This is a genomic window from Enterococcus sp. AZ020 (assembly GCF_050499205.1).
Taxonomy (GTDB): domain Bacteria; phylum Bacillota; class Bacilli; order Lactobacillales; family Enterococcaceae; genus Enterococcus_L; species Enterococcus_L dunnyi.
The window spans coordinates 1,843,394-1,866,716 of the sequence record NZ_JBIPAT010000001.1 but is presented as its reverse complement, the minus strand read 5'-3'; the positions used below and the strand labels follow the sequence as shown (position 1 = coordinate 1,866,716).

The 23,323-nt window shown below is 36.6% G+C and carries 24 protein-coding genes; 10 read left to right on the top strand and 14 right to left on the bottom strand.

The genetic code is table 11. From position 1 onward, the window contains the following. Positions 1–26 precede the first annotated feature (26 nt). On the bottom strand, positions 27–650 hold the full coding sequence (locus tag IGI58_RS09085; RefSeq protein ID WP_429953706.1) for a GyrI-like domain-containing protein: 624 nt from the start codon (positions 648–650) through the stop codon (positions 27–29). Positions 651–803: 153 nt separating this feature from the next. Here IGI58_RS09085 and IGI58_RS09080 point away from each other — a divergent pair, with 153 nt between their 5' ends. Next, a complete protein-coding gene (locus IGI58_RS09080) occupies positions 804–1,688 on the top strand; it encodes an AraC family transcriptional regulator (RefSeq protein WP_429953707.1) in 885 nt (294 codons plus the stop codon). A gap of 207 nt (positions 1,689–1,895) precedes the next feature. On the opposite strand, the gene IGI58_RS09075 is transcribed toward IGI58_RS09080, so the two are convergent. Further along, complete coding sequence (locus IGI58_RS09075) at positions 1,896–3,368, bottom strand: lytic polysaccharide monooxygenase (RefSeq protein WP_429953708.1); 1,473 nt, start codon at positions 3,366–3,368, stop codon at positions 1,896–1,898. Positions 3,369–3,743: 375 nt separating this feature from the next. Here IGI58_RS09075 and IGI58_RS09070 point away from each other — a divergent pair, with 375 nt between their 5' ends. Next, a complete protein-coding gene (locus IGI58_RS09070) occupies positions 3,744–5,207 on the top strand; it encodes a helix-turn-helix domain-containing protein (RefSeq protein WP_429953709.1) in 1,464 nt (487 codons plus the stop codon). Positions 5,208–5,353: 146 nt separating this feature from the next. Further along, the gene (locus IGI58_RS09065) at positions 5,354–8,347 is read left to right on the top strand and encodes a sulfatase-like hydrolase/transferase (protein ID WP_429953710.1); all 2,994 of its coding nucleotides are present in this window, start codon (positions 5,354–5,356) and stop codon (positions 8,345–8,347) included. 63 nt (positions 8,348–8,410) lie between these two features. Here the strand turns inward: IGI58_RS09065 and IGI58_RS09060 are convergent, their stop codons facing one another. The 6 genes from IGI58_RS09060 to IGI58_RS09035 all read right to left on the bottom strand — a co-directional run bounded on the left by IGI58_RS09060 (position 8,411) and on the right by IGI58_RS09035 (position 13,768). After that, the gene (locus tag IGI58_RS09060; protein ID WP_429953711.1) at positions 8,411–9,139 is read right to left on the bottom strand and encodes an HIRAN domain-containing protein; all 729 of its coding nucleotides are present in this window, start codon (positions 9,137–9,139) and stop codon (positions 8,411–8,413) included. Between the two features lie 6 nt (positions 9,140–9,145). Then, positions 9,146–9,994, bottom strand: coding sequence for a HipA domain-containing protein (locus IGI58_RS09055; RefSeq protein WP_429953712.1), 849 nt, complete (start codon positions 9,992–9,994; stop codon positions 9,146–9,148). Positions 9,995–10,376: 382 nt separating this feature from the next. Then, a complete protein-coding gene (locus tag IGI58_RS09050) occupies positions 10,377–11,135 on the bottom strand; it encodes a MurR/RpiR family transcriptional regulator (RefSeq protein WP_429953713.1) in 759 nt (252 codons plus the stop codon). Positions 11,136–11,345: 210 nt separating this feature from the next. Beyond that, positions 11,346–11,909 (bottom strand): DNA-3-methyladenine glycosylase I, encoded by a 564-nt coding sequence (locus tag IGI58_RS09045; protein WP_429953714.1) that lies wholly within the window; start codon positions 11,907–11,909, stop codon positions 11,346–11,348. Between the two features lie 248 nt (positions 11,910–12,157). Continuing rightward, complete coding sequence (locus tag IGI58_RS09040; protein ID WP_429953715.1) at positions 12,158–12,856, bottom strand: glucosamine-6-phosphate deaminase; 699 nt, start codon at positions 12,854–12,856, stop codon at positions 12,158–12,160. Positions 12,857–13,009: 153 nt separating this feature from the next. Further along, on the bottom strand, positions 13,010–13,768 hold the full coding sequence (locus tag IGI58_RS09035) for a C39 family peptidase (RefSeq protein WP_429953716.1): 759 nt from the start codon (positions 13,766–13,768) through the stop codon (positions 13,010–13,012). Between the two features lie 244 nt (positions 13,769–14,012). Here IGI58_RS09035 and IGI58_RS09030 point away from each other — a divergent pair, with 244 nt between their 5' ends. From IGI58_RS09030 to IGI58_RS09010, 5 genes are all read left to right on the top strand, one after another. Next, positions 14,013–14,378: a hypothetical protein gene (locus tag IGI58_RS09030; RefSeq protein ID WP_087640592.1), complete on the top strand. Its 366-nt coding sequence runs from the start codon at positions 14,013–14,015 to the stop codon at positions 14,376–14,378. 160 nt (positions 14,379–14,538) lie between these two features. Continuing rightward, positions 14,539–14,985, top strand: coding sequence for a GNAT family N-acetyltransferase (locus IGI58_RS09025; protein WP_087640591.1), 447 nt, complete (start codon positions 14,539–14,541; stop codon positions 14,983–14,985). Positions 14,986–15,002: 17 nt separating this feature from the next. After that, on the top strand, positions 15,003–15,386 hold the full coding sequence (locus tag IGI58_RS09020; protein ID WP_429953717.1) for an ACT domain-containing protein: 384 nt from the start codon (positions 15,003–15,005) through the stop codon (positions 15,384–15,386). Between the two features lie 80 nt (positions 15,387–15,466). Continuing rightward, positions 15,467–16,201, top strand: a complete 735-nt coding sequence (locus IGI58_RS09015) for a class I SAM-dependent methyltransferase (RefSeq protein WP_429953718.1) — start codon at positions 15,467–15,469, stop codon at positions 16,199–16,201. Between the two features lie 19 nt (positions 16,202–16,220). Beyond that, positions 16,221–16,616, top strand: a complete 396-nt coding sequence (locus IGI58_RS09010) for a DUF1622 domain-containing protein (protein WP_087640588.1) — start codon at positions 16,221–16,223, stop codon at positions 16,614–16,616. Between the two features lie 52 nt (positions 16,617–16,668). Here IGI58_RS09010 and IGI58_RS09005 read toward each other — a convergent pair whose 3' ends face one another. Genes IGI58_RS09005 through IGI58_RS08995 form a run of 3 tightly spaced genes read right to left on the bottom strand, consistent with a single transcriptional unit; the run spans position 16,669 to position 19,655 of the window. Continuing rightward, on the bottom strand, positions 16,669–16,914 hold the full coding sequence (locus IGI58_RS09005; RefSeq protein WP_429953720.1) for a hypothetical protein: 246 nt from the start codon (positions 16,912–16,914) through the stop codon (positions 16,669–16,671). A gap of 21 nt (positions 16,915–16,935) precedes the next feature. Further along, positions 16,936–18,249 (bottom strand): PTS sugar transporter subunit IIC, encoded by a 1,314-nt coding sequence (locus IGI58_RS09000; RefSeq protein ID WP_429955332.1) that lies wholly within the window; start codon positions 18,247–18,249, stop codon positions 16,936–16,938. Between the two features lie 23 nt (positions 18,250–18,272). Beyond that, on the bottom strand, positions 18,273–19,655 hold the full coding sequence (locus IGI58_RS08995; RefSeq protein ID WP_429953721.1) for a glycoside hydrolase family 1 protein: 1,383 nt from the start codon (positions 19,653–19,655) through the stop codon (positions 18,273–18,275). Positions 19,656–19,853: 198 nt separating this feature from the next. On the opposite strand from IGI58_RS08995, the gene IGI58_RS08990 reads away from it, so the two are divergent. Further along, complete coding sequence (locus IGI58_RS08990; RefSeq protein WP_429953722.1) at positions 19,854–20,621, top strand: MurR/RpiR family transcriptional regulator; 768 nt, start codon at positions 19,854–19,856, stop codon at positions 20,619–20,621. 50 nt (positions 20,622–20,671) lie between these two features. Here IGI58_RS08990 and IGI58_RS08985 read toward each other — a convergent pair whose 3' ends face one another. Beyond that, a complete protein-coding gene (locus tag IGI58_RS08985) occupies positions 20,672–21,454 on the bottom strand; it encodes a hypothetical protein (RefSeq protein WP_087640584.1) in 783 nt (260 codons plus the stop codon). Positions 21,455–21,721: 267 nt separating this feature from the next. On the opposite strand from IGI58_RS08985, the gene IGI58_RS08980 reads away from it, so the two are divergent. After that, complete coding sequence (locus IGI58_RS08980) at positions 21,722–22,459, top strand: class A sortase (RefSeq protein ID WP_087640583.1); 738 nt, start codon at positions 21,722–21,724, stop codon at positions 22,457–22,459. A 49-nt stretch (positions 22,460–22,508) separates the two neighbouring features. On the opposite strand, the gene IGI58_RS08975 is transcribed toward IGI58_RS08980, so the two are convergent. Both IGI58_RS08975 and IGI58_RS08970 read right to left on the bottom strand, forming a co-directional pair. Beyond that, positions 22,509–22,730 (bottom strand): hypothetical protein, encoded by a 222-nt coding sequence (locus IGI58_RS08975; RefSeq protein ID WP_225533243.1) that lies wholly within the window; start codon positions 22,728–22,730, stop codon positions 22,509–22,511. 122 nt (positions 22,731–22,852) lie between these two features. Beyond that, a complete protein-coding gene (locus IGI58_RS08970) occupies positions 22,853–23,314 on the bottom strand; it encodes a low molecular weight protein-tyrosine-phosphatase (RefSeq protein WP_429953723.1) in 462 nt (153 codons plus the stop codon). Between the last annotated feature and the right edge of the window lie 9 nt (positions 23,315–23,323).

The following is a 23,323-nucleotide window of genomic DNA, read 5'->3' as shown; positions in this document are numbered from 1 at the left end:
CTATATTTGCAATTATATCTATTCGTTTATTCCTCTAAAAAATACCGCAAAACAGTTTTCATTTTTTCTGGTGCTGATTTTCTTGGATCAGATAAATAGATTTCCCGATGATCCAGTCTTCTTTTTTTCAGCTGATGCTCCTCGCAATACTTCGTCATGATCTCAAAGGTCTTTGCTTCATCATCGTAAGGCCCGACATGCAGCATTTGCAAGGCTCTGCCATCTTCGATCGTTTCAAATTTCACGTGTCGATTATTCGGATTCGGTTTCTTCTCAGAGATTTCCGCAAGGTTTTTTAATGCCAGTTCTTCTGTAACAAATTCCGGTTGACGGATCATGATCTTATAGACTAGATCCGCTTTGTCAAAGTCTCTACCTTCCATGATCGCTTCATCCGACATCGTCCAAATCCCTTCCAACGGGTACACCGTATATTCAAAATAACCTTCCGGTGTGACTCCTCTTTTCGGCATCATACGGATACCGTAGGACATTGCATAAAGCGCTGCTGTTTCTTCACTGAATTGCTCGCTGTTTGGGTCACCTTTGCCTGTGATCGTATAAAAATTTTGTTTTGGCACTGTGATTTCTGTTGGTTTTGCTTTTGGTAAATAAAGTTCTTTTTCTTGTTTACGCCATTCATATTTCATCGGTTCTCTCCTTTGTTCTTTTGATTATAGTATAAACGTTTTGACTTATATAAACCAATCAATCGTAAAAAAGGAAGTCCCTCTTTTTTGGGCAGAGAAAGTGAGGTAAACTAAAGCTAGAATCGTTAGACTAAAGGTAGGAGTTGATTAGATATGGAATGGGTTACTCGACTGGAACAAACATTGACGTATATTGAAGATCATTTGACAGAGGAAATAGATGTGGCTGAGTTAGGAAAAATCGCGTATTGCTCTTCTTATCATTACCAGCGCGTATTTTCTTACATGGTAGGCGTACCTTTAGCAGTCTATATTCGGCGGCGAAAATTATCATTGGCTGGTGTAGAATTGCAGCAAGGAGCAAAAGTGATCGATGTGGCCATTAAATATGGCTATGAGTCACCGAATTCATTTACCCGAGCTTTCAAAAAACAGCATGGCATCACACCTTCTGAGGCACAGCAAGAAGGCAGTCGCTTGACTTCTTTTCCTAGAATCAAATTCCAGATTACGATCAAAGGAGATGTAGAGATGGAATATCGGATCGAAACAAAAGAGGCCTTTCGTGTGATCGGCGCACAAAAAGAATTATCTGCAAACATAGAGGAAAATTTTGCTGAAGTACCGAAGTTTTGGCAGCAAATCAGTATGGATGGCACACTCAATTCAATGCTGCCTATGATGAACCAAGAACCTGAGGGGGTTTTAGGAATCAGTGCAGGTTTTGATGGAGATATGAGTGTAGACAGTGATCTAAAAGGAAGTAAAGGAATGTCATACTACATTGCTGTTGCGAGCGATCAGGCAATTTCCGGCAAGCTCGTTGAATACATTGTCCCATCATTTACTTGGGCGATTTTTACTGGACAAGGAGCTATGCCACATGCCATTCAGGAGTTGGAGAAACGGATCGTGACTGACTGGCTGCCAAGCTCTGGATATGAGTATGCAAATGGTCCTGATATCGAGCTTTATCTGGATGCAAATCCAAATAATGCAACGTTTGAGGTCTGGCTTCCAGTGACGAAAAAAGAGTAGCCGCACGAAAATAAGGATGAGACAAAAGTCGTTTAGATTCGGGGAATACAAAAACCAAACAATACGCTTTTGTACTACTCGGCTTTTGCGAAATCGCCGAAGAAACTGACTTTTGGCCACCGTTTATTAAGAAATAGAGTCCAGAACAAAACTAGAAAATAGTTTTGTTCTGGACTCTTTTAAGTTAATTATGCTCAATGATTTAGATTATACAAGTTCCCACACAGAAGACGCTCCTGGTTGGTCACCTTTTGTCCAATGTTTTGCTTGATACGTTTTCCCTTGGAAGGTTACTTTTAAACCGCCATCATAAGCTTTATTTACATTCCATTCTGCAACTTGGTTCGGAAGGAGTTTCCACACATCTGATTGATCTGGCTGATTTCCTTTCGTCCACCATTTTGCTTCATATTCTAAGCCTTCATAAAACACGCGATCTCCAGTATCATAGGTTTTATCTACTTCCCATGTCGTGATTTGACCACTAGCCTCTTTAGTTGTTACAGAAAATGCTGCACTTTCTTCTGACACATTCCCGCCAAGACTGATTGCTTTAACTGTATATGTGTATGTTGTTTCAGCTTTCAACCCTGTATCTTTGAAACGAGTTGCTGTTGTTGTCGCTACTTTTTTGCCATCACGATATACATCATATTCTTTAACACCCAAAAAGTGTGCAGATTTTGTCCACATCAAATCGACTGAATTTGCCGTTGTTCCCATTGAATGAAGATTTGTCGGTACCGTTGGTTTTTCCTTATCTTCTACTGCTGATGATTGCGTAGTTACTTTCACTGCTGCACTTTTCTCAGAGACTTTTCCATTTGTGCCTACAGCTTCCACTTGATACGAGTACGTTGTATTCTCCGCTAAATTTGAATCATTAAATTGTGTGCCGCCGACTGTACCAACTTTTTTACCATCACGGTAAACATTGTACTCTTTTACATTGGATACAGCATCCCACGTTAGCTTCACAGTGGAAACTGTCACTTCTGATGTTTTTATATTCGTTGGCTTCGCAGGTGCTTCTTCTATAGGCGGCGTCGTTCCCTCTGAGCTCAAGTTTAAATCGATCACATTATAAAATGCATTAGGAGTATCCGCTACATCCCAAACAGCTAATACAACGTGGTATCCTGTATGATCGCTTGGAATCGTCACTTGATGAGATCTGTTATTGGTTGCAGTCGATCCGTCATGCTTGATTTCACCAATCAACTCCATATTTTCTCTCGCTAATGGTTTTTCTGGGTTCCAACCGTTTTTAGTGATATAGTAATGCCACTTTGATGTAGAATGTGGTGCTGTATATTTCCAAGTAAATGTATTTACACCTGTTTTTGCTTCTTGTTTTTTCCAACGATCGACACCAGTACTATCTAGCACATAATCTCCTATCTGACCAAGTCCTCCATCCGCTGATGCTATACGTCCATCAGCAGGTCCTTGTTGCGGAAATCCTTTAAGCGCTTCTAATGATTGTGGATTAGTGATCACGTTCCCGTACTTATTAAACGCTTCAGTCCATCCCAATGTATTACGATCTAATACCCCCTGATAACCTCGACTTACCGGGCTTTCAACATATCCATGTGCATCTGCCTCAGCAGCAAACAACACACTCGCCCCACCTAAAGCAACCGTTGCTATCATTGTCCATCCTGTTAACTTGTTCATAATTTTCCTCCATTCATTTTTTGCCATCAATTGGCTCATTCCTAGTGTAAAGACTCTGAGCCAAACAAAAAGGTCATTTAAGGGAAAAAAAACGACAGATTTGACCTTTTTTTAGTTTTTTATATCCAAGTAAGGCTTTCCACACAGATTGGAAATTAAATAACGTTTTTTATTTAAAAAAAGGATCATATTTTTCTCTTCAAAATAAAAAATTGAACCGATATTTTAACAACCATTTCAATAATAAGTTGTTTAAACCCAAATACTATCTAGACAAATTGGTATATTTAGAGTTAAAATAATATTATAATGAAATTTAGTTCAAAGCATGATGAACAATTATAAAAAAACAAAGAATAAGAAAGTGATGATATCATGAAGGCTATTTTCTCCTCTCGAACCAGACGCCAATTAGAACTATTAGAACTCCTAGCAGATGCGGATTGGGTCACCTTTCCAAGAGCCTCCGAAATCTTGAATGTTCCTGTAAAAACACTCAAATCAGATATTATTGAACTAGAAGCGCTCTTAACACCAACAACCATTGAAACCTCAAAAAAATACGGATTACGTCTAGCGACAAATCTTGACTTCTGTATATCAAGCATTTATCAGAAATTCTTAAAAAACAGTATTGAATTTCAACTGATCGAAAAAATCTTTTTACATAATTTTTCTACTATTATCGATTTGGCTGACGACCTGTACATCAGTATTTCGACGATCAAACGAATTGTTCAACGAGTCAACCAGCAGCTTCAATTAGAAGGCTTTACGATCAATTTGAAGAAAATGCAGTTAATTGGCGACCCACATAGTATTTGTAACTTTATGCACTGTTACTTTCAAGAACGATACGGTGTAGCAGAAAAACTTTTGACAGCTGCTCAGCTTGCTTCTTTAGACCAAGTTGGTTTACAAATCGTTAAACAAGCTCTTCCCGGCCGTAAATCTTACAGGATGTATTTCTCTTTGTTGAATCGTTTGCGGCTTTATACATATACAGTAATCAATCTTTTAAAATACAATAACGAAAATCAGTTCTATGATGTTCCTAAAAAGGTGTTTTCGATCCTTGAGGATACACATGCCTGTAATGAATTTTTTGCCCAGTTTCAATTATCCCTGACCCCTAAAACTCTGAACACATTTTTCTTCTTGTTCTTTAGTAATGACTATGTGGATTCTCTTGAATCTGCAAAGAAGTTGATCAAAAGCGATCATCAAGAACGGCTTAAATATCAAAAAATCATCCATTTAATTCGTGAAATCGAACGCAGGATGGACTGTGAGTGTCATAATTTCGAAGCTATTTTTTTACAACTTTATAATTTGGATTGCATGACTCATGGACGGACATATATCCTATACGATCGTAATAAAGAGTTCTTTCTAGGCGTTAAAAATCTATATGGACATTTACCGACAGAAATTATCCATTCACTGCAAGCGATCTTCTATTCAAATCCTTATAAAGAATACATGGTTTATGAATCTATTTCGATGCTATTTACTTATTGGCCAAATTTGTTAGATCGACTAGAAGCCTCGACACCAACATTAAATGCCTGCCTTTTATTTGATATCAGTATGGAGTATATGCAGATGCTGTCCGAGCGAATCACCTATTATTTAAGAGGCCGTTTCTCCTGCACACCAATTCGTGTGACGACACTTGCGGATGTTGAAAAATCTTTATCCGACTATGATTGTGTCATTACAAACATTCCTGAAATTCAAACTGATACCATACCGATAGTGATGATTCCTTTGATTCCTGACGCCCAAAGTTTTGACAAACTAATGCTGGTTTATGAGGAACATTTCAAAGAAAGCTAATCTCTTTTATCTATCTTTTCAATGCTTTTTATATGTGTATTTTATTGTAAAAGCACATATTCTACGGTACTATAGATTGAGATCGATGATACAAGTTCTTCGTTTGGAACTTGTATCATTAAACATGTATATGGCAGGTGTGTATTTTGACAGAAACAAAATCTAGAAATTATGATGTCTTACCTATTTTAGCGGCTTGTCTTTTGATTATCTTACAGCGAGTGTTGCTCTCTGCAGTTGAGATACCTCAATATGCAACAAATCCTGGACGTTTTTATATTTATTCATTTATGAAAGTCATTGCAGGAGCAGGCTTAAATCTGATCCCTTTGTATATGGGGTATCATTACCAAAAAATTTATAGAAAGAATGTGTTTAGTTATTTAAGCCGATTCTTTCTACTCTATCTCTTTATCGGATTATGCAGCAATGTCTTTTTTTATGTTCGTTATTCTGTATTGAATCCGCGCGATTATTGGTTAGGATTCTTTCCGATCAGCCAAAATTACTTTATTTATGCTGTTTCCTGTGTACTATTATTTTGTAGTACCCCACAGCTGAGCAAATGGCTGGAACAAGCTTCACCTAAATTGTTGAAGAAACTGTTTTTTGCTTTGACACTGATGTTTGTCATCTTACCAACCTTATTCAGTAAAGATTTATGGGGATTTCAAGAGGGGCAAAACATTATATGGATTTTCTATCTATTCTTTTTAGGTTATATAATCAAACAGTTCAACTGGATCAATAAATTGAAATTCAGCTTTTTGCATCTTGCTTTTAGTGTAGTAATCCTTGGTGGGTTGATTCTGCTGATGACTCAAATTTCCTTGATCGTCAGAGGTGATGCCTCTACTGCTAATCGTTTTTCTGTACCCTATTCTTTATTTTCTATGTACTATACGCTTAGCCTGTTCATCTTCTTGCAATGGCTGTCACAAAAAATGGCTTTACGAGTAAAAGGACCTATTCTTTCCACAAGTTTGATTACTACGATCGTTCTTGCCTATTGGCCATTGATCAGCTATCGAGTAACCACTTACGAAAAGAAATCATTCCCAACTTCCGGCAAAGCTTGGCTTTTGAATATTTTTGAGTTTGCAGGAATCTATATACTCGCAGCTATTCTATTTACTTTAGTATGTCTCTTGCTGCAAAAAACATGGCCTTTCAAAAAAATAAATAATTATTTAGCCTTTAATTCCTTGTCTGAACTATCTCAAAAGCTCCGTGCTGTAAAAGAATGGATCTATAAAAAAAGAGCAATTTTCTATGTCGGTATTTTCTTTTACTTCTTTACCTTCATACAAATCTTCTTACTAGAAAAAAAAGAGGGCTGGAAGCAAACCATCCAAGTTGCGCTTAAGGTATTTGCTCAGCGTCAGTCTATTTTAGTTTTGACTACATTTATTATTATGGCTTTCTTTTTATTATTGTTATTACTTACAAACCGTTTTTGGTATGTTTTTTCGATTACATTGGTTATCGATTTACTACTCACCGTTTCCAGCGTACTAAAAGTCACACTCAGAGAAGAACCTGTTTTTCCTTCTGACTTAAAAATGCTGAATAGTATTTCTGAATTATTGGCGATGGTCAGTCCAATATTGATAGTAGCTGGAATTATTATCGTGATTTTCTTAACCATTTCCAGCATTATTATCCAACGGAAATTACAACATCGCTATGCCCTTAAATTTAATTGGAAGAAAAGAGTCGTTGGAATTCTGACGTTGCTTGTTTTACTTTCTGGTGTCTTTTTTATTAATCACAAAAATTCACCTTCTTATCTTCTTTTCAACCTGTTTAGAGTGAATAAGACATTCTTTAACCAAGGAGATGCTGTAAGAGAAAACGGACCGATCATTCAGTTTTTGAACAATATAGATATTGAGATCATGCCAGAGCCAGAAGGGTATTCTAAAGAAAAAATCGAAGAGATCATGAAGAAATATGATGCAGAAGCAGAAAATATCAACAAAACAAGGCATGACTGGTTGAACAACCAAACACTGATTTTGAATTTGAGCGAGAGCTTCAGTGATCCTTCACGATTACCTAATGTCACTGTTTCAGGTAATCCGATTCCTGAAATTTCACAGATCAAAAAGGACACTACGAGTGGCCTGATGCTGTCGTCTGGCTACGGCGGCGGTACAGCAAATATCGAATGGCAAGGCTTGACCGGTTTGGACATAAGCAGTTTATCGCCAACATTAGTTACACCTTATACTCAGCTTGTCGATAGCCAACAGATCAGTCCAAATATCACAAATCTATTCGATGAAAAAATCGCGATTCACCCTTTTACCGCTTCTTTATATAAACGAAAAGAAGTATTTGAAAAATTTGGTTTTGAACAATTTTACTACGTTGACAGTCCTGACAAATTGACTTATACAGATAAAATCGCTAGAAATAGATATATTTCAGATGAGTCTGCTTATAAAGAAACACTCAAAGCATTACAAAGTAATACTGAAACCACTCAGTTTATTCAGCTTTCAACAATGCAAAATCATATGCCTTATGGTGATTTTTACGATCAAAATGACTTCAGCTTTGAGGGAACTGCTGTAATTGACAGTAAAAAACACGAATTAGTAACATTCATGCAGGGTCTGAATTACACAGATAAAGCTGTCAAAGAATTTATAGAGGAACTAGATAAAATTCAAAAACCAATCACATTTGTCTTTTATGGCGATCATTTACCTCCTCTATACAGTGGAAATGATATGAAAAAATATGGTTTGGAGCATCATGAAACAGATTATTTTATCTACAGTAATGCTTATAGTCGTGAACAGATGCAGAAGCTAAATAAAAAAGTTGTTTCTCCAAATAACTTCTCTGCTTTAGCATTCGAACAAGCAAATATCAAAGTCACACCGTTTTATGCGTTACTAACACAAGTTGCAAACGATCTTCCCGCAGCAACGATCGATCCTGTATCAAGTGTTTCAAATCGCTATAACGGCAAACAAATTTTTGTCACTGATAAAAATAAGATGATTTCTGAAAATGAATTGACCAAAGCACAGAAAGAGATTTTAGCTGATTATAATTATATCCAATATGACCTAACTGCTGGTGAACAATATTCAGCGACATGGGCGCAACAAAAAATCAAAAAATAAAATAGGTCTAAGAGATAACTTTTGGTTTTCTCTTAGACCTATTAACTTTTATTGATATCGTTTTTATAGACATGTAAAACAATGTTCTACATTTACTTTATGATTGCTTTCACTCAACTCAATTGTTACTTCCATTAGCATTCTAAATCTAGAAGCCTCTTGACTATCAAAAGTAACTTTTCCAAGCACAATTTCTTCGTTATTTTCTAGTGCTTGTTTAATAAATGGCGAGTAAAATGCTGGAACATAACCAATTCGCTTGTCGTTACAAATAACTTCCACAGCACAACCGTCATACTCGTTTTTTTTATCTACCCTAAAATTTAATCGTGCTCCTTTCGGCAACTCAAAGTCTGTATTAGTATAATGTCTCAGCCCACGAACATAAAAATCAAATGCCAGATGTTTGCCATCCTTGCTTCGTTCGACCGGTTTGACAAACTCATAATTATCTCCAGCTAGCTTTCCACCTGTTAGTACAAAAAGTTCATAAGCGTCATCTGAATTTTCGAATCCTAAACGACTATATTTCTCTTTAATATCAGATCTTTTGAAATTAGGCAATCTTCTAGAAAATGTATTAAACAAACGATTCGCTCGATATTTTTCTTTCAAATCAGGAAAAGCAGGGTGTAGTTGATATCCATTATCTAAAGCCTCTTGCACACCTCTTCTTTGCTGTCTTATTTCATAGTAAAATAAATAATCATTTGCGGTAAATTCTAAATTCCCCACATGATACCATTGTCTAGTAGAAGTATTTTGCCACAGTAAACATAACTTTTTATTCATATTTTTCTACCTCTTTTCTAAAATCCAGGTTTCTAAAGTAATTATTCTATGCAAAATTAATTGTGTAACCAATTCTTTTCTCTTCGAGCAAAGATAGTTTTCGTCAACAGAGTCAACTATATTATATATCTTATCATAACTTTTTACAGAAAACCTGTCAAAATTCTTCTTCAATAAAGAATCATCTATTTTCTTTAGATAACAAATCAACTCGTTGATTTTCACTTTTTTATTAGTTCCAATGGAGAATAACGTTCTTGCTTTTGTTGTATATTTTTTAAATTTTTCTTCTAACTTCAAATATTCTTCTAATTCATCGTACCGTAGTAAACAACCTAAAGAGGGACTATTATCATACAAAGGTGCAAATAAAGTAACTGGCGCTAAAGGACTACTACTTTGTAATATTCCCCAATTTTCACAATGTCTATCTTGGTTAGCAATGATACTATCAAACAAGCACATATTAAAAAAATCTTCCATCAAATTCAATTCCTCTACAATCTCAATACAAGAATCTAATTGATAATGAAAAAGATTTTCTGGATCAAACTCCGGATTCCTCTTTTCAAAATAATCACTTATCTCAGAAAATTGAACTTTGTCGCTATCAACAAAATTTTTAGACAAGATTCCTTCCACTCCATTACGAATTGCTACATTAGTTTCCGGTATGTTTAGATCAAAAAGTTCAATTCCTATTTTGTAAGCTAAATGTTCAGCATAAAGTTCTCCACGATCTTTTGGTTCTTTAAATAGATATAGGTGATTCTCACTCTTAAGCCACTGCTTCTTTCTAGACCCAGAAGCATCGGTGTCATCCTCTAACCAATTTGAAACATCTACTATCTCCAATGGTTTTCTCCCCCTAATCACTTTACAACTCTATTAACAATCATATCAATAAAAAATTAATATTTCTACTCTAAGAATGATAAAAAAAACAGAAAGAATTAAATGGTTACCTAATAAAAATAAAAGATTGAAGCAAAATTAACTTTGTAAAGATGAACACATTTCCAGAATCGTAACGTTCATAAAAGTAACACCGATTCTCTAAATGGTCTCACACTCAGTAAAATCGATATATGTAATAACAAATTTCTCCTAAACTATTCCACTTTTAATTTCATCTCTCGTTTCCGATTTTACTATCATCAAGGCCATAATATGCCTTATAAGATGAAAAATCTTGTTAAATAAAACATCTCGAATAAAAATACCTATTGAATATTTTTTATTCAATAGGTATTTTTATGACTAATTTTTCATAAATCAATGTGCTCATTACATACAGCATCAACCGAGATCGAAGTTTCTTGCGGTTGTTAGGGCTGCTATACATCGGTACTGAATACGTACTTAATGATTTCAACTGGTTAGCGGATATATTGGTCACAGCAATAACCTTAGTTCCGTTACTTTCCGCTCGCATCATGATCTCATTGATCTCACTTACTTCTCCACTCAGTGAGAAAACAACAACAACATCCTGATCTGTACTAATTTGCGGTATGCGTTCAATTGAAAATTTATCTGAATAATCATTCGTCCACAAATCAATCAATTTTAACTTACGATTAAACTCAGAAGCCACTTGCGAACTGGAACCTGTTCCGACACAAAAGATTCTACGTGATTGAAGCAGGCAATCACAAATCAAATCTAGTTCTTTTTCATCGACAAGTTCTAATGTTGTTAGCATATCTTTCTTTATTCCTTCCAAAATTTGAAGAAAATCAGCCTCTATAGGAAGCTTATCTTTTTCTTCCTTCATTGAACGCACAAATGCATACTTTAATTCATTAAAAGTCGCATAATTCAGCTTTTTACACGCCCGAATGACTGTTGCATTTGATACATACAGTTTATCTTTAATATCTTTCAACTTCAGATTTCCGATGTCTTCAAATTTTAGGATAAAGTCAATAACCTCTTGTTCAGCCTCTGATAGTTTTTCATAGTTGGCATTAATCTCTTTGTATATGTCTGTCACCTTGTCCAAATCCCTCCTTATTCAAACAATGCTCTTTAAGTGATGCTACCAACCAACACCAAAAAAGGCGACCTAACATAATAACTATCTACAATCCATCCATTTAAGCTTATCTTATTTTAAAAAAAGTACAAGAGGTCGTTTCTATTTTTTGCATTGTTTTTATAAACATGGGATCGAAACTCGCCAATCGATTTTCAGAAAATAAAATCAATGTTTAACATTCTTAAAACAGCCCTGCAAATGATCATCTACAATTCCTGTAGCCTGTAAAAAAGCATAGACCGTTGTCGTCCCTAAAAATTTGAATCCTAATTTCTTTAAATCTTTGCTGATTCTATCTGACAATTCAGTCGTAGCCGGAACATCCTTGATATCTTTCCAGTTATTTCGAATCGGTTGATTTTCCACATATGACCAAATAAATCGATCAAAGCTGCCATAGTCTTTTTGAATGCGCATAAATGCTTGTGCATTATTGATCGCCGCAGCAATTTTAAGCTTATTTCTGATGATCCCAGGATCCTGCAATAGGGAGTCGATTTTCTCTTGTTGGTATTCAGCGATTTTTTCATAATCAAATTGATCGAAAGCTTGCGCCATCGTCGCTCTCTTTTTCAAAATCGTCGACCAACTCAAACCTGCCTGCATACTTTCTAAAACTAACATCTCAAAAAGCTTACGATCGTCATGTTCTGCTGTTCCCCACTCTTCATCATGATATTTTTCTTCCAGTTCACTACCATTTGCCCAGTCACAACGCTTTTTTTCCATAGACTTTCCCACCTTTTTTCGTTTATACTAGAATAACACGGGAACGTACGTTTGTAAACGACGTAAAAAAAGAGGCGTGAAAAAAGTGTTCAGCCTATTTCCAAAACCCTCAAATCTTAGTGCTTTAGCACTTAGAATTCGACGTAATCGGATGGTAGCGTAGTAACTGCTTTTTTTCGCGCCAGTTATTCAAGTGTAGAAAGCGAAATAAAACTGGTTCTTAGTTCTTTTCGCTCTCTTTCTAGGATTTATTTATCTAATTGACTTGCTGCTTCCTCATCAAGAATCACTGTCAAGTTCGGATGTAGCTGTAATACAGATGCCGGATATTCTTCTGTTACTGGCCCTTGAAGAACTTTTTTGACCATTTCTGCTTTTTTCGTGCCATTGACGATCAAAATCAAATGCTTCACTTTTAATACACTGACAGGACCCATTGTGACAAATTCCATGCCTTTGATCATTTCACCTGGAACAAACCACGGCTCATCCCCTGTCACTTTTACTTTGTAGGTTAAATTCTCAAAGCTTGTAGTCGTAGGCATATTGCCACAGAAATGCCCATCTGCGCCTAAACCGATCATCATCGCATCTAAACCGCCAGCTAACGCTAAACGCTTGTCTTGTTCTGCATAATTTTCTACTGTTAAAGGATGAATGTTTTCTTCACTGGTATTTGCAGGCGTGAAATATAATTTTCTCAAATCTGAAATAGTGATTCCTTCCGCCTGATCAGGTACAGGAATTTCATCAAAATTATAGTAATGAACATTCGCATAATCTGGTGAATCTTTCACGATCTCCACCATTCTTTTATATACGCCAACAGGTGTATTCCCTGCTGTAATTGATAAATTGACACGTTTATCCTGGCTCATATGACCAAGTAAAATATTTTTCGTGGTTTCACTCATTGCTTCAAAGTCTTTTTCGATAATAATTTTCATTCGGTTCACTCCGTTTCCTTTTTATATCTTTATTGTACTTTGTGGGAACCATCCCATGTCAATGATTTTCCACAAATAAAAAAACGCTTTCTTTTCATTGAAAATAAGCAGAACAGGGAATTACTTCAATCACATTCCTTGTTCTGCTATAAATTATTTGTAAATCACCCAAAAATTCAACGCCTCATTCAATAGCTCATCTGCAGTGAATTCTTTTGTAGAGTGTCCTTTTTCCTCTGTATCGTTAGGATCATTGACCCAAAACTTACCATTATTCGTTCCGCTAAGCACCATGATATGGCCTGTTTCTGTAAATAGGCCGGGTTTGACTGAAATGATCACTGGATGGTTTTGTTTTAGATGTTCTTCGACGGCTGTTATATCCGTTTCCAAATCTTGAAACTGGTAGCCTTTGACCATAGCAAAATCAGAAAAAGCTGCCCAAGCCGTTCCTTCACCTTCTAAATAATAATCATTTTTTGACCAGTTCAGGATGTCTTGCGGTGTCTGGTCCTTTTGATCTAGATAAGTAGCCACCATTGCTAAAGATAAGATTGCACAGCCATTGATTTCTAACGTATCGCCATCTGGATTACCTATTCCATAGGTTGTCGCTTTCCAGCGATCATCGGTTTGCAGTAACAGCTTGATCGGCATACGGTTAGCATATTTCCCTTGGGTTAGATTTTCATTGACTTGTTCTACATAAGTCAATTTTTTTTCTTTTTTTGGCTCTTTTTTACTTTCACTTGTTTCGGTCGGTTTCACTTCTTCTTTCGGCTTCTCATTAAACACCGCTGAAAAGCCATGTCCTTCTTCCATCGGTGCTACCTTTGCTAAAAGTGCTCCCGCAAAAGCGGTCACAGTAAGTAATGCTATTATATAGGTGTTTGACTTCTTAGTTGGTTTCATGGATATCTCCCTCTTTTAAGCTGAAAGTCTTTCTCATTTCTAAGTACTTTCAAAAGCAGATCACGAAAGAGTAATCTGTACTCCTTATATTACTGAATCTAACGAAAAAATCAAGTAGCAATCCTTTTTAGAAAAATGAAAGCGAACATATTTTCTTGAAATTTTTACATTTATTAGGTAGAATAGTACTATCTGAACGATCAGTGTCTGATAAACGCAGTAAATTCGTAAAGGAGGAAGAAGAATGGATAATGACCACAAATCAACAATGAAAAGCATTTCAAAATTGATCAGCCAATCTTCCCAAAGTTTCTTTTCGGCATTTTTAGACGACGCTAAAGATAAACAACATAAAAACAAAGAGCGTGAAGAAATTCTTAAGAAATTACAAATTGCTTCTGCTCAAAAGAGCTTAGTTGTTTTACAATTAAAAGAAGTGCCGACTTCTCAAAAATTCGAAACAGTTGCCGGATGGATCGTCTCTAAAACGATTGGAGACTCAATCATGTTACGATTACAAGAAGATAATCAGCAAATACGGATGATCACTGTTGCCCACATAAAAAAAGTAAGTACCTTGTCAAAAAATGACAATCGCCAAATAAAATAAAGTAAACTGCTGGCAAAGCACTAGTCGTTGCCAGCAGTTTTATTTTTTTCAAACAATCGTCAGAAAATCACTACAAAAAAATAGTAAACAGGCTATACTATAGATAGAATACATTTTCATCAGTTGTCGCTTATCGCTTAACGAAGTAGGAGGAATAGTCATGTACCTTACCCTGTATAATGAGTCACACAAATCACTCATTGCTAATTACTGTTTGTCTGAACGAAAACTTCGCTATGTCCGAGAACCTCAAATAGCAGTCAATGATTCGCAGCGCTTCTCTGTTTTAGCCTTTGAAGATGGACTTTTGGTAAATTTTTTCACTTTGCACCGCTGTTCTGATGAGCCATACGATACAAATTGTTTGGTCGTAGAAGATATCTCAACAGATTATCGCCATCTGCGAAAAGGACACGCAACCAGAGCGCTTCAATTACTTCCTGAATTTGTTAAAGAGCATTTCCCAGAAGTTACTCACTTAATACTGCTAATAACTGAAGATAAAAATTTTACACGCTCCCTATGTAAATATGCGGGCTTTGAAGATACAGGAAACCCCTCAATACCAATCGGTGATGGCCAGGTTTCTTTCCAAACATCAATTTAGTTCAAAGGAGAAAATACATGCGCCTTACACTAATAGACTCAGTCGATTTTTCGATCATTCAATTTCCAGTAACTTATAATATCCCAAAATCTCTCCATGAGCTAAAAACCTTTAAAAGCGTCACGTATACAGATGATGAATGCTCGATCATCGCACCAACGGATTTGATCGATACAACCAATGCATTAGCTGTCGATCCCGGATGGTTCATTATCCAAATCACTGGCGTTTTAGATTTTTCTTTAGTGGGTATTCTCACACAATTAGCCAACCCTTTAGCAGAAAATAACATCTCTATTTTCGCCTTATCAACCTATAATACAGATTATCTATTGATCAAAAATAAAGATAAAGAGCAAGCGATCAAAGTCTTAAGCACTTGTGGTCATACTTTTAGCTAACACTCTTTAATGGGTATTCACCTAAAAATCTGATAGAATAAAATGTATAGTAAAAACACAGGTCTAAAGGAGGCTTCATGATGAAAAATGAGTACGATAATCCGGCTTTTTTTGAAGCTTACAGTCAAATGGATCGATCGAGGAAAGGTCTGGAAGGTGCAGGAGAATGGCACGAACTAAAAAAATTATTGCCTGATTTTTCTGGAAAAACCGTTTTAGATCTGGGCTGCGGGTATGGTTGGCACTGCCGTTATGCTGTTGACCAAGGGGCAGAAAAAGTCATTGGGATCGACCTTTCTGAAAAAATGATCAATAAAGCGAAAGAAATGACAACTTCTCCAAAAATCACTTATCAGCTGATGGGGATGGAAGAAATCGAAGGATTGAATGAACACTTTGATATTATCATTAGTTCATTAGCACTCCATTATGTTCGATCTTTTGATGACATCGCAAAAAAAGTGAATCAGTGTTTAAATCCAGATGGAAACTTTATTTTTTCTGCTGAACACCCAATATTTACTGCTCAAGGAGCAGAGGACTGGATCTATGACCAAAATGGGCAGCCAATTTATTGGCCGGTAGACCGTTACTTTGATGAAAGTATTCGTGAAACAACTTTTTTAGGCGAAACGGTCATGAAATACCATAAAACATTGACCACCTATTTAGATGGTTTACTGACAAATGGCTTTCGAATCACTCGAGTCGTTGAGCCAATGCCGGCACCTGAAATGCTGAAAGCCAGTGCAGATATGAGAAATGAACTACGCAGACCGATGATGTTATTAGTCTCTGCACAAAAAATAACGTGAGAATAAGGAGGATCGTTGAATGCACGATTTAGCACAAACAATCATGAATGATTTGATCCCTTTTTTTGATCTGTTTATTTTAGCGTTGAATGTCTTCTCGATCGCTATTTTAGTGTGGGGAGTTATCGTTGCCGGCATCGACTTCGTTAAAAGTGAACGCACAAATAGAAACCGAATCGTCATGACACGCCAAAATAATTTCATCAAAAGTTTTTTAGGCAGCTATATCTTATTAAGCTTGGAGATACTGATTGCTGCAGATATCATCGAATCGATCATTAAGCCCACCTTTCAAGATATTTTAAAATTGGCGATTTTAGTCGTGATTCGAACAGTGATTTCTTACTTCCTGCATAAAGAAATCGAAGATGCCTTGAAAGATAAAGAAGTAGAAATAGAATCAGCAAAAAAGTGAGTCAATGAGTAGAACGACTAGTATCGTTCGAAAAGATCGACTCACTTTTTTACTATTTTTTGATTTTTCGAACAGCCAATTGACTCAGGTACTTACTTTGTAAAATCGTTGCTGCCACTAAGGTCATCACAATAACTGGAATCAAGCTACCTAACCACGTACTGATTATTATCGCTGCACCTATAGTCAAAAGAGTCACAAAAATCACATGGCGTAATCTTTTTTGCAGTACCCACTGATTTTCTTTTAGCCAATAATGTGTAGCAAAAATAATTCCACCATAGATTATATAAAGCATCTTGTCCACTCCTTTTTTAGCTTACGCATCAGCGCTTTCAGCTGCCGCTTCCTGCGACTCTTGTTCTACTTGAATCTTTTCGAACATTTTAAAGAAAGGATAGTAAATCGCTAACGATACTGCAAAACAAACGAATACCATTACACAAGCTACCCAATTCCAGTTAGAGGTGATTAGTGCTCCTAGTGGGGCCGGTATTGAAAATGGCGGCTTGACCATCATTTTTGGCATCCACCCTAAAGCGGTCACTATATAGACTAAAATCGTATTCACGATCGGCACTAAAATAAATGGGATCGCTAACAAAGGATTCATCACGATCGGTGTTCCGAAGATCACTGGTTCATTGATATTAAAGATTCCAGGTAGAATCGACAATTTGCCTAATTGCTTCAAATAGGTTGATTTAGAAAATAGAAATAAACATACTAATGCTAGTGTTGCACCTGTTCCACCCATTTGAGCGTACCATTGATAAAATTGCTCTGTGAAAATATTAGGTAGATGAAAGGCGCTGGTCCCATTTTGAAACAATTCAGCATTTTCTAAAATTGCCTGATCCCAAAATGGGCGGATAATTGGTCCTAAAACGGCATGCCCGTGGATACCTAAGACCCAAAATAGACAAATCATAAATTGAGTGATGATCCCGCCAAACAAATTATTTCCAGTCAAGAAAACCTTTAGGGGTGAAATTGCTAGACTGAGCAGATCATTCAAATTAAAATCAAAGAAATGTCTAGGGATCCAAAAAATCAGAATCACTAATAGTGTAGGCAATAAGGCTGCAAAAGACTCTCCAACGACTGGTGGAACTCCCTCCGGCATTTTTATTTCCAAGTTCTTTTCTTTAGTAAAGCGATAAATCTCCACAGAGATCAGTGCGGCAACGATCGCTCCAAACAGTCCCTGCGAACCTAATGGTGTAATTGGAATATAACGGCCGCCAGCAACCGCATTGCCGGCAATATCTACTCCTTCTTGAAGATTGATCGGCACAACCATCAGTAATGTAGCCAGCATGGAAAGAAATCCACTAGTGATCTTGTCTAAATTGTACGTATTGCCCAAAAAAGAGCCGATCGTGAACGCTGCATACAAAGACATCAACCCAACCGTAAATCGAAATGGAACATCCAGCGCTGCCAAATACGGAGCGATCAATTCTGAATAGCCTGGAATCGGTAAATTCAGCAGTATTGTAAAAAATGATCCAACGATCGTTAATGGTAAAATCGAAATCAATCCATTTCGAATCGCCTGTAGATGCCGCTGGTTACCGATCGCATTCGCGATCGGCAGTAACTTCATTGCTAAACTATCAAACGTCTTCATCATAAGAATCTGTCTTCCTTTCTTTAATCAAACCCATTTTCCTTCACCATTTCTTTAAACCACAACCCAGATTTCTTCACCGTCTTTTCTCCTGTCGCTAAATCCAAGCGATAAAAACCATATCGATTTTTATAGGCATTGCCCCATGACCAGCAATCCACAAACGTCCACATATGATAACCAAGACAGTTGCTTCCTTCTTCCATTGCTTTGTTCAAATACCTCAAATGTTCCTTCAAAAAATCGATACGGTATTGATCTTGAACGATCCCTTCTGAGATGAAAGCTTCTTCTCCTTCGATCCCGATCCCATTTTCAGAAACAAACCAATCGATGTTGTCATATTCTGTTTGAATTTTTTTAGCAATATCATAAATTCCTTTTGGATAAATCTCGATCCCTCGTGACGCATTCATCCGTCTGCCCGGCATCACATATTCGTCAAAGAACCATTCAGGTGAAAAAAAAACCTGTGGATTCGGTAAATATTCTTTGGCTTTGACTCTACGAGGTCGATAGTAATTGATGCCTAATAAGTCGATTTTCGTTTCACTGATCAGCGCTATGTCTTCCTCCGTAACTTCCGGTAATTGATCATATTCTACTAACACTTCTTTCAGTTTCTCTGGGTACTTTCCTTTTAAAATCGCATCATTCACACTTTTCGTATAGAAAAGGTCTGCCATCTCTGCTGCATACAGATCTGCCGGATTTTGGCTTCTTGGATACACTGGGATCACATCCATGATGATACCGATTTTTCCCTCCTGTTTTGATTCACGATAGGCGCTAACTGCTTCACAATGAGCCACGATGATATGGTGTAAAACCGTTGCTGCACGTTTAAAATCAACAACATACGGATAATGTCGATCATGAAGATACCCTGCTTCAGCCGGAATCATTGGCTCATTAAACGTAAACCAGTATTTCACTCGATCCCCAAATAATTCAAAACAAGTTTTCGCATAGTTTTTATATGCGGTTATCACTTCTCTATTTTCAAATCCGCCGATTTTCTGTAATTCCATCGGCATATCAAAGTGGTACAAATTGATAAATGGTTCAACGCCTTTTTCAATCAGTGTATCGATCATGTCATTGTAAAATGACACTGCTTTAGGATTCACATCTCCAATGCCATCTGGGATCAAACGTGACCAGGAAATCGAGGTCCGGAAAGAGTTAAAAGAAATATCCTGCATTCTTTGAATGTCTTCTCGATAATCCCGATAAAAATACGAGGTATTTTCTGTCGTTACACCTTCATAAAATCGATGATTATACTTTTTAGAAGCATAATCCCAAATATTTTCTCCTTTTCCATCTCCTGCTTGTCTGCCTTCCGCTTGTGTTGCACTCGATGCAGCTCCCCAAAAGAAGCTTTTTGGAAATTCTATGTTCATCCACCTTATCCTCCAATATTGATTTTTTGTTAGCTAAAACGCTTTTTATTCTGCTTGCAGATTGCGCTTTCACAATCTATAATTGGAGTATAGCATTGATTATAATGTTTGTTATACGCTTTCATTCCTTTGTGATAATTGACGGCTTTTGTCACTTCTCACAATTTTGTCACAGCCTGTAACTACAAGGAGGACACTATGCTTTTTTTAGATTACATCCCTGATTTGAATCCTTTAGAATATGAAATTTACCACTATATCGCCAACAATTTAAAGACTGTCACTTACATGCGCATCAGAGATTTAGCTACTGAAACACATACCAGCACTGCAAGTATTTTACGCTTTTGTCATAAATTTGAGTGTAATGGTTTCTCTGAATTCAAAGTCAAGCTACATTTATATTATGAATCGATCAATCAGGCTCAAATTGCTGATGTCGATGAAACTCAGCATATCCACTTCTTAGAACGTGTCAATGAGCCTTTCCTTGATCATAAAATTGAGCAAGCTGTCACACTTTTAGCAGATAAAGGGTTAGTCCTTTTTCTCGGTTCCGGTTCATCTGAACCGATTGCCGCTTATGGTTCTCTTTATTTCACTAATTTGTCTCAAACAGCCTTACGAATCGAGGATCCTTCTAACTCCCCAATTGAATGGTTTCCTGATGATATCCTTGAACGAACATGTGTGATCGCCCTATCTGTCACAGGTGAAACGAAAGAAATCATCCACTACATCAAACGTCTGAATACAAAAAAATGCCCGATCATTTCCATCACCAACAGCGACAGCTCAACGATCAGTAGAATGTCCGATTTGAACATTCCTTATACGATCAATCGGGAGACGATCTACAAAACAAGTGATAACCATGACAAAACGATCGAGCTGACTTCTCAATTACCTGCCCTTTTCTTGATCGAAAAAATTGCTAAACGCTTGAGATTACAAAAAAACATCTAAAAAAACACTGATAAGAGAGCAACTACGGCTTTCTTATCAGTGTTTCTAAATTATGCTTGTTTTGGGAATCCAGAAAATTCAAAATCATCTTCATGAATCAAACGCCACGAGCGTTTGGCTGTATTATAAATCAAAATAGCGATCACAGGTTCATTGCGGTAAGCAAAGTTTTTCGTTTTCCACAATGAATCTTCTACAACATGGATGGGAATGTGATACTCCTTACCTTTGATGTCCATTTGATCGAAGCAAAAGACCACACCTTCTTGTAGAATCGTCTTCATTTCTTTTAGGATATCGACATCCAATTTCTCAACTGGAATCCCTCTCTTAAAGAATGTTTTACGATCATTGACTTTTTCTAAAATCACTCGAGTGATTTTATCCGCTAAGATTCGATAAAACTCATCGATATAGCGATAATAAATACGTGTCATATGATCAACAAATTCAAAAAACACAAAATTATTTTGTAATTTATAAAAAAATGGTGAATGAAGACTTGTCTTCATATGACCAAAATAGAGCAGTTCTGAGATTTCTAATGGTGTTAGCTCTTTCAGCATCGTGACATCTGAAAAATCGATCCACTTGATTTCCTCGTTCATTTTTCTGCGGTGAGTGGTTGAAAAATACTGATTTACATTCTCTTCACCGCGAATGATCTTCAAACCACTATGCATATCATACTCTCCTTCTTCTGCAGATGGATTCAGCAAAAGAAGATTTTTCGGGTGATGAACGATCGAATGCGTAAAATCTGCATGCGTGATTCCTTTTGATAAAACTGCATTACTGGTCATGTCGATATGTACATAAATCAATTCTACCATTCGTTCGATCCCCCTATCATTTTTCGTTACTTCCATTCTACAATATTTCTGTAATAAAAGCTTGTGTCTTTTATTTTAAGTTTCAGTTACAAAGAGTTAAAAAAGTTCCATCTAGCGCAGTCTATATAAGCTATTTTTCTCATTGCTTAAAAGTCGTTCGTTTTTTTAACGACCCTTTTTAAAAATGAGCTTTTAGAAAAAAATAAAGTTTTTAAGCTAGGGTTTCAAATCAACTTATGATACACTTATAAAAAAAGGAGGGAGCTTATGGCCTCAAGAAAAAAAGTACCTAAAAAGAAAAAATCCAGAAAACGAAATTGGCTGCTCAATATATTTTTATTCCTATTGCTGATCGTTGGTTTAGCTTTAGTCTTCAACACACAAATTAGAAATCTGCTGATCCAGCAAAATGGAAAAGCGTATGCTGTAGAAAAACTAACGCCTGAAGATATCGAAAAAAATAATAAAAAAGATGTTTCCTTTGACTTTGAAGCTGTTGAATCGCTTAGTACAGAAGCTGTCATCAAAGCTCAGTTTGGAAACCGAAATTTACCTGTGATCGGAGCAGTAGCGCTTCCTGATGTGAAAATCAACTTACCGATTTTCAGAGGACTGGACAATGTTGTGCTATTGACCGGTGCTGGTACAATGAAACCGGATCAGGAGATGGGTAAAGGCAACTATGCGCTTGCCAGTCATCGTGTGCAAGATATGGTTTCGCTATTTTCACCATTAGAGTATTCTAAACCCGGTGAGCTGATCTACACAACGGACTTGAATAACGTATATACGTATAAAATCAATTATGTAGAAAAGATCGATCCTTCACGCGTGGAGTTGATCGATGATGTTCCCGGCAAGAAAATGATCACGCTGATTACTTGCGGTGACATGTATGCGACAACTCGAATCGCAGTTCAAGGTGAACTAGAATCAGTTACCCCGATCGATAAAGCGACGAAAGAAATGACGGATGCTTTCCAAATGGAACAACTGACCCTATAAAATAGCAAAAGACTGAAACAAAGAGATTTCTTTTTTGTTTCAGTCTTTTTTATGAATGACTTGTCTTTCTGATTCGAATATAGCCATAGCGGATGGTCGATAAAACTAAAACGATTGGATATAGAAATAGTGTCACTGCCAGCCATTCTGTAGTAAACACAGATAAAAAAGCGACATGATACGTAACAGCGTAAATCAAGGGCAGTACAATCGCCAATAAAATATAATACAAGCTCGTCTCAAATACAACTGTTTTATATGAGCCTTTCATCTTCTATTTCCTCCAATCTTTTTAATGATCATTTTACGTTGTTGCTCTACTTTTCTATTGTAAAATATTCTTAAAAAAGATACATCCACCTTTAGTCTGAGATTTTGATTTCTTTTCTATTTTTATTCTTTAGCCAGATAAGTTAACCAAGCATCTGTTCCTTGATCGACTAATGTATAGGTTTGATCAAAATCACCAGTATAATAAGGATCTGGAACATCCATCCTCTCTTTACCAGCTACAACTTCCATAAATAAATGAATCTTCTCTTCTGTTCCATAAGGTGCGACCCGTTTTAAATCCGCTACATTTTCTGCATCCATTCCAATAAGAAGGTCAAACTCAAAAAAATCCAGTTCTTTGATTTGTGTTGCTTTTATTCCACTAAAAGAAATCCCCTGCCTTTTTAAGATTTCTTGTGTACCTTGATGTGGTAGGTTGCCTACTTCCCAGCGACTAGTCGCAGCTGAAGAAACCTGCACCTGATTTTCCAACCTGTGCTTTTTGACTTTCTCTCTAAATACAGCTTCTGCCATAGGTGATCGGCAAATATTTCCTAAGCAGACAAATAGTACTTTTTTCATTCTATCCCT

Bases quoted from the DNA above. Each gene is read 5' to 3' on its own strand.
- IGI58_RS08995 (WP_429953721.1), bottom strand. From the start codon at position 19,655: ATGAACATAGAATTTCCAAAAAGCTTCTTTTGGGGAGCTGCATCGAGT.
- IGI58_RS09025 (WP_087640591.1), top strand. From the start codon at position 14,539: ATGTACCTTACCCTGTATAATGAGTCACACAAATCACTCATTGCTAAT.
- IGI58_RS09005 (WP_429953720.1), bottom strand. From the start codon at position 16,914: ATGCTTTATATAATCTATGGTGGAATTATTTTTGCTACACATTATTGG.
- IGI58_RS09010 (WP_087640588.1), top strand. From the start codon at position 16,221: ATGCACGATTTAGCACAAACAATCATGAATGATTTGATCCCTTTTTTT.
- IGI58_RS09000 (WP_429955332.1), bottom strand. From the start codon at position 18,249: ATGAAGACGTTTGATAGTTTAGCAATGAAGTTACTGCCGATCGCGAAT.
- IGI58_RS09085 (WP_429953706.1), bottom strand. From the start codon at position 650: ATGAAATATGAATGGCGTAAACAAGAAAAAGAACTTTATTTACCAAAA.
- IGI58_RS09045 (WP_429953714.1), bottom strand. From the start codon at position 11,909: ATGGAAAAAAAGCGTTGTGACTGGGCAAATGGTAGTGAACTGGAAGAA.
- IGI58_RS08985 (WP_087640584.1), bottom strand. From the start codon at position 21,454: ATGGTAGAATTGATTTATGTACATATCGACATGACCAGTAATGCAGTT.
- IGI58_RS08975 (WP_225533243.1), bottom strand. From the start codon at position 22,730: ATGAAAGGCTCATATAAAACAGTTGTATTTGAGACGAGCTTGTATTAT.
- IGI58_RS09040 (WP_429953715.1), bottom strand. From the start codon at position 12,856: ATGAAAATTATTATCGAAAAAGACTTTGAAGCAATGAGTGAAACCACG.
- IGI58_RS09030 (WP_087640592.1), top strand. From the start codon at position 14,013: ATGGATAATGACCACAAATCAACAATGAAAAGCATTTCAAAATTGATC.
- IGI58_RS09075 (WP_429953708.1), bottom strand. From the start codon at position 3,368: ATGAACAAGTTAACAGGATGGACAATGATAGCAACGGTTGCTTTAGGT.
- IGI58_RS08980 (WP_087640583.1), top strand. From the start codon at position 21,722: ATGGCCTCAAGAAAAAAAGTACCTAAAAAGAAAAAATCCAGAAAACGA.
- IGI58_RS08970 (WP_429953723.1), bottom strand. From the start codon at position 23,314: ATGAAAAAAGTACTATTTGTCTGCTTAGGAAATATTTGCCGATCACCT.
- IGI58_RS09020 (WP_429953717.1), top strand. From the start codon at position 15,003: ATGCGCCTTACACTAATAGACTCAGTCGATTTTTCGATCATTCAATTT.
- IGI58_RS09015 (WP_429953718.1), top strand. From the start codon at position 15,467: ATGAAAAATGAGTACGATAATCCGGCTTTTTTTGAAGCTTACAGTCAA.
- IGI58_RS09080 (WP_429953707.1), top strand. From the start codon at position 804: ATGGAATGGGTTACTCGACTGGAACAAACATTGACGTATATTGAAGAT.
- IGI58_RS09060 (WP_429953711.1), bottom strand. From the start codon at position 9,139: ATGAATAAAAAGTTATGTTTACTGTGGCAAAATACTTCTACTAGACAA.
- IGI58_RS09070 (WP_429953709.1), top strand. From the start codon at position 3,744: ATGAAGGCTATTTTCTCCTCTCGAACCAGACGCCAATTAGAACTATTA.
- IGI58_RS09035 (WP_429953716.1), bottom strand. From the start codon at position 13,768: ATGAAACCAACTAAGAAGTCAAACACCTATATAATAGCATTACTTACT.
- IGI58_RS08990 (WP_429953722.1), top strand. From the start codon at position 19,854: ATGCTTTTTTTAGATTACATCCCTGATTTGAATCCTTTAGAATATGAA.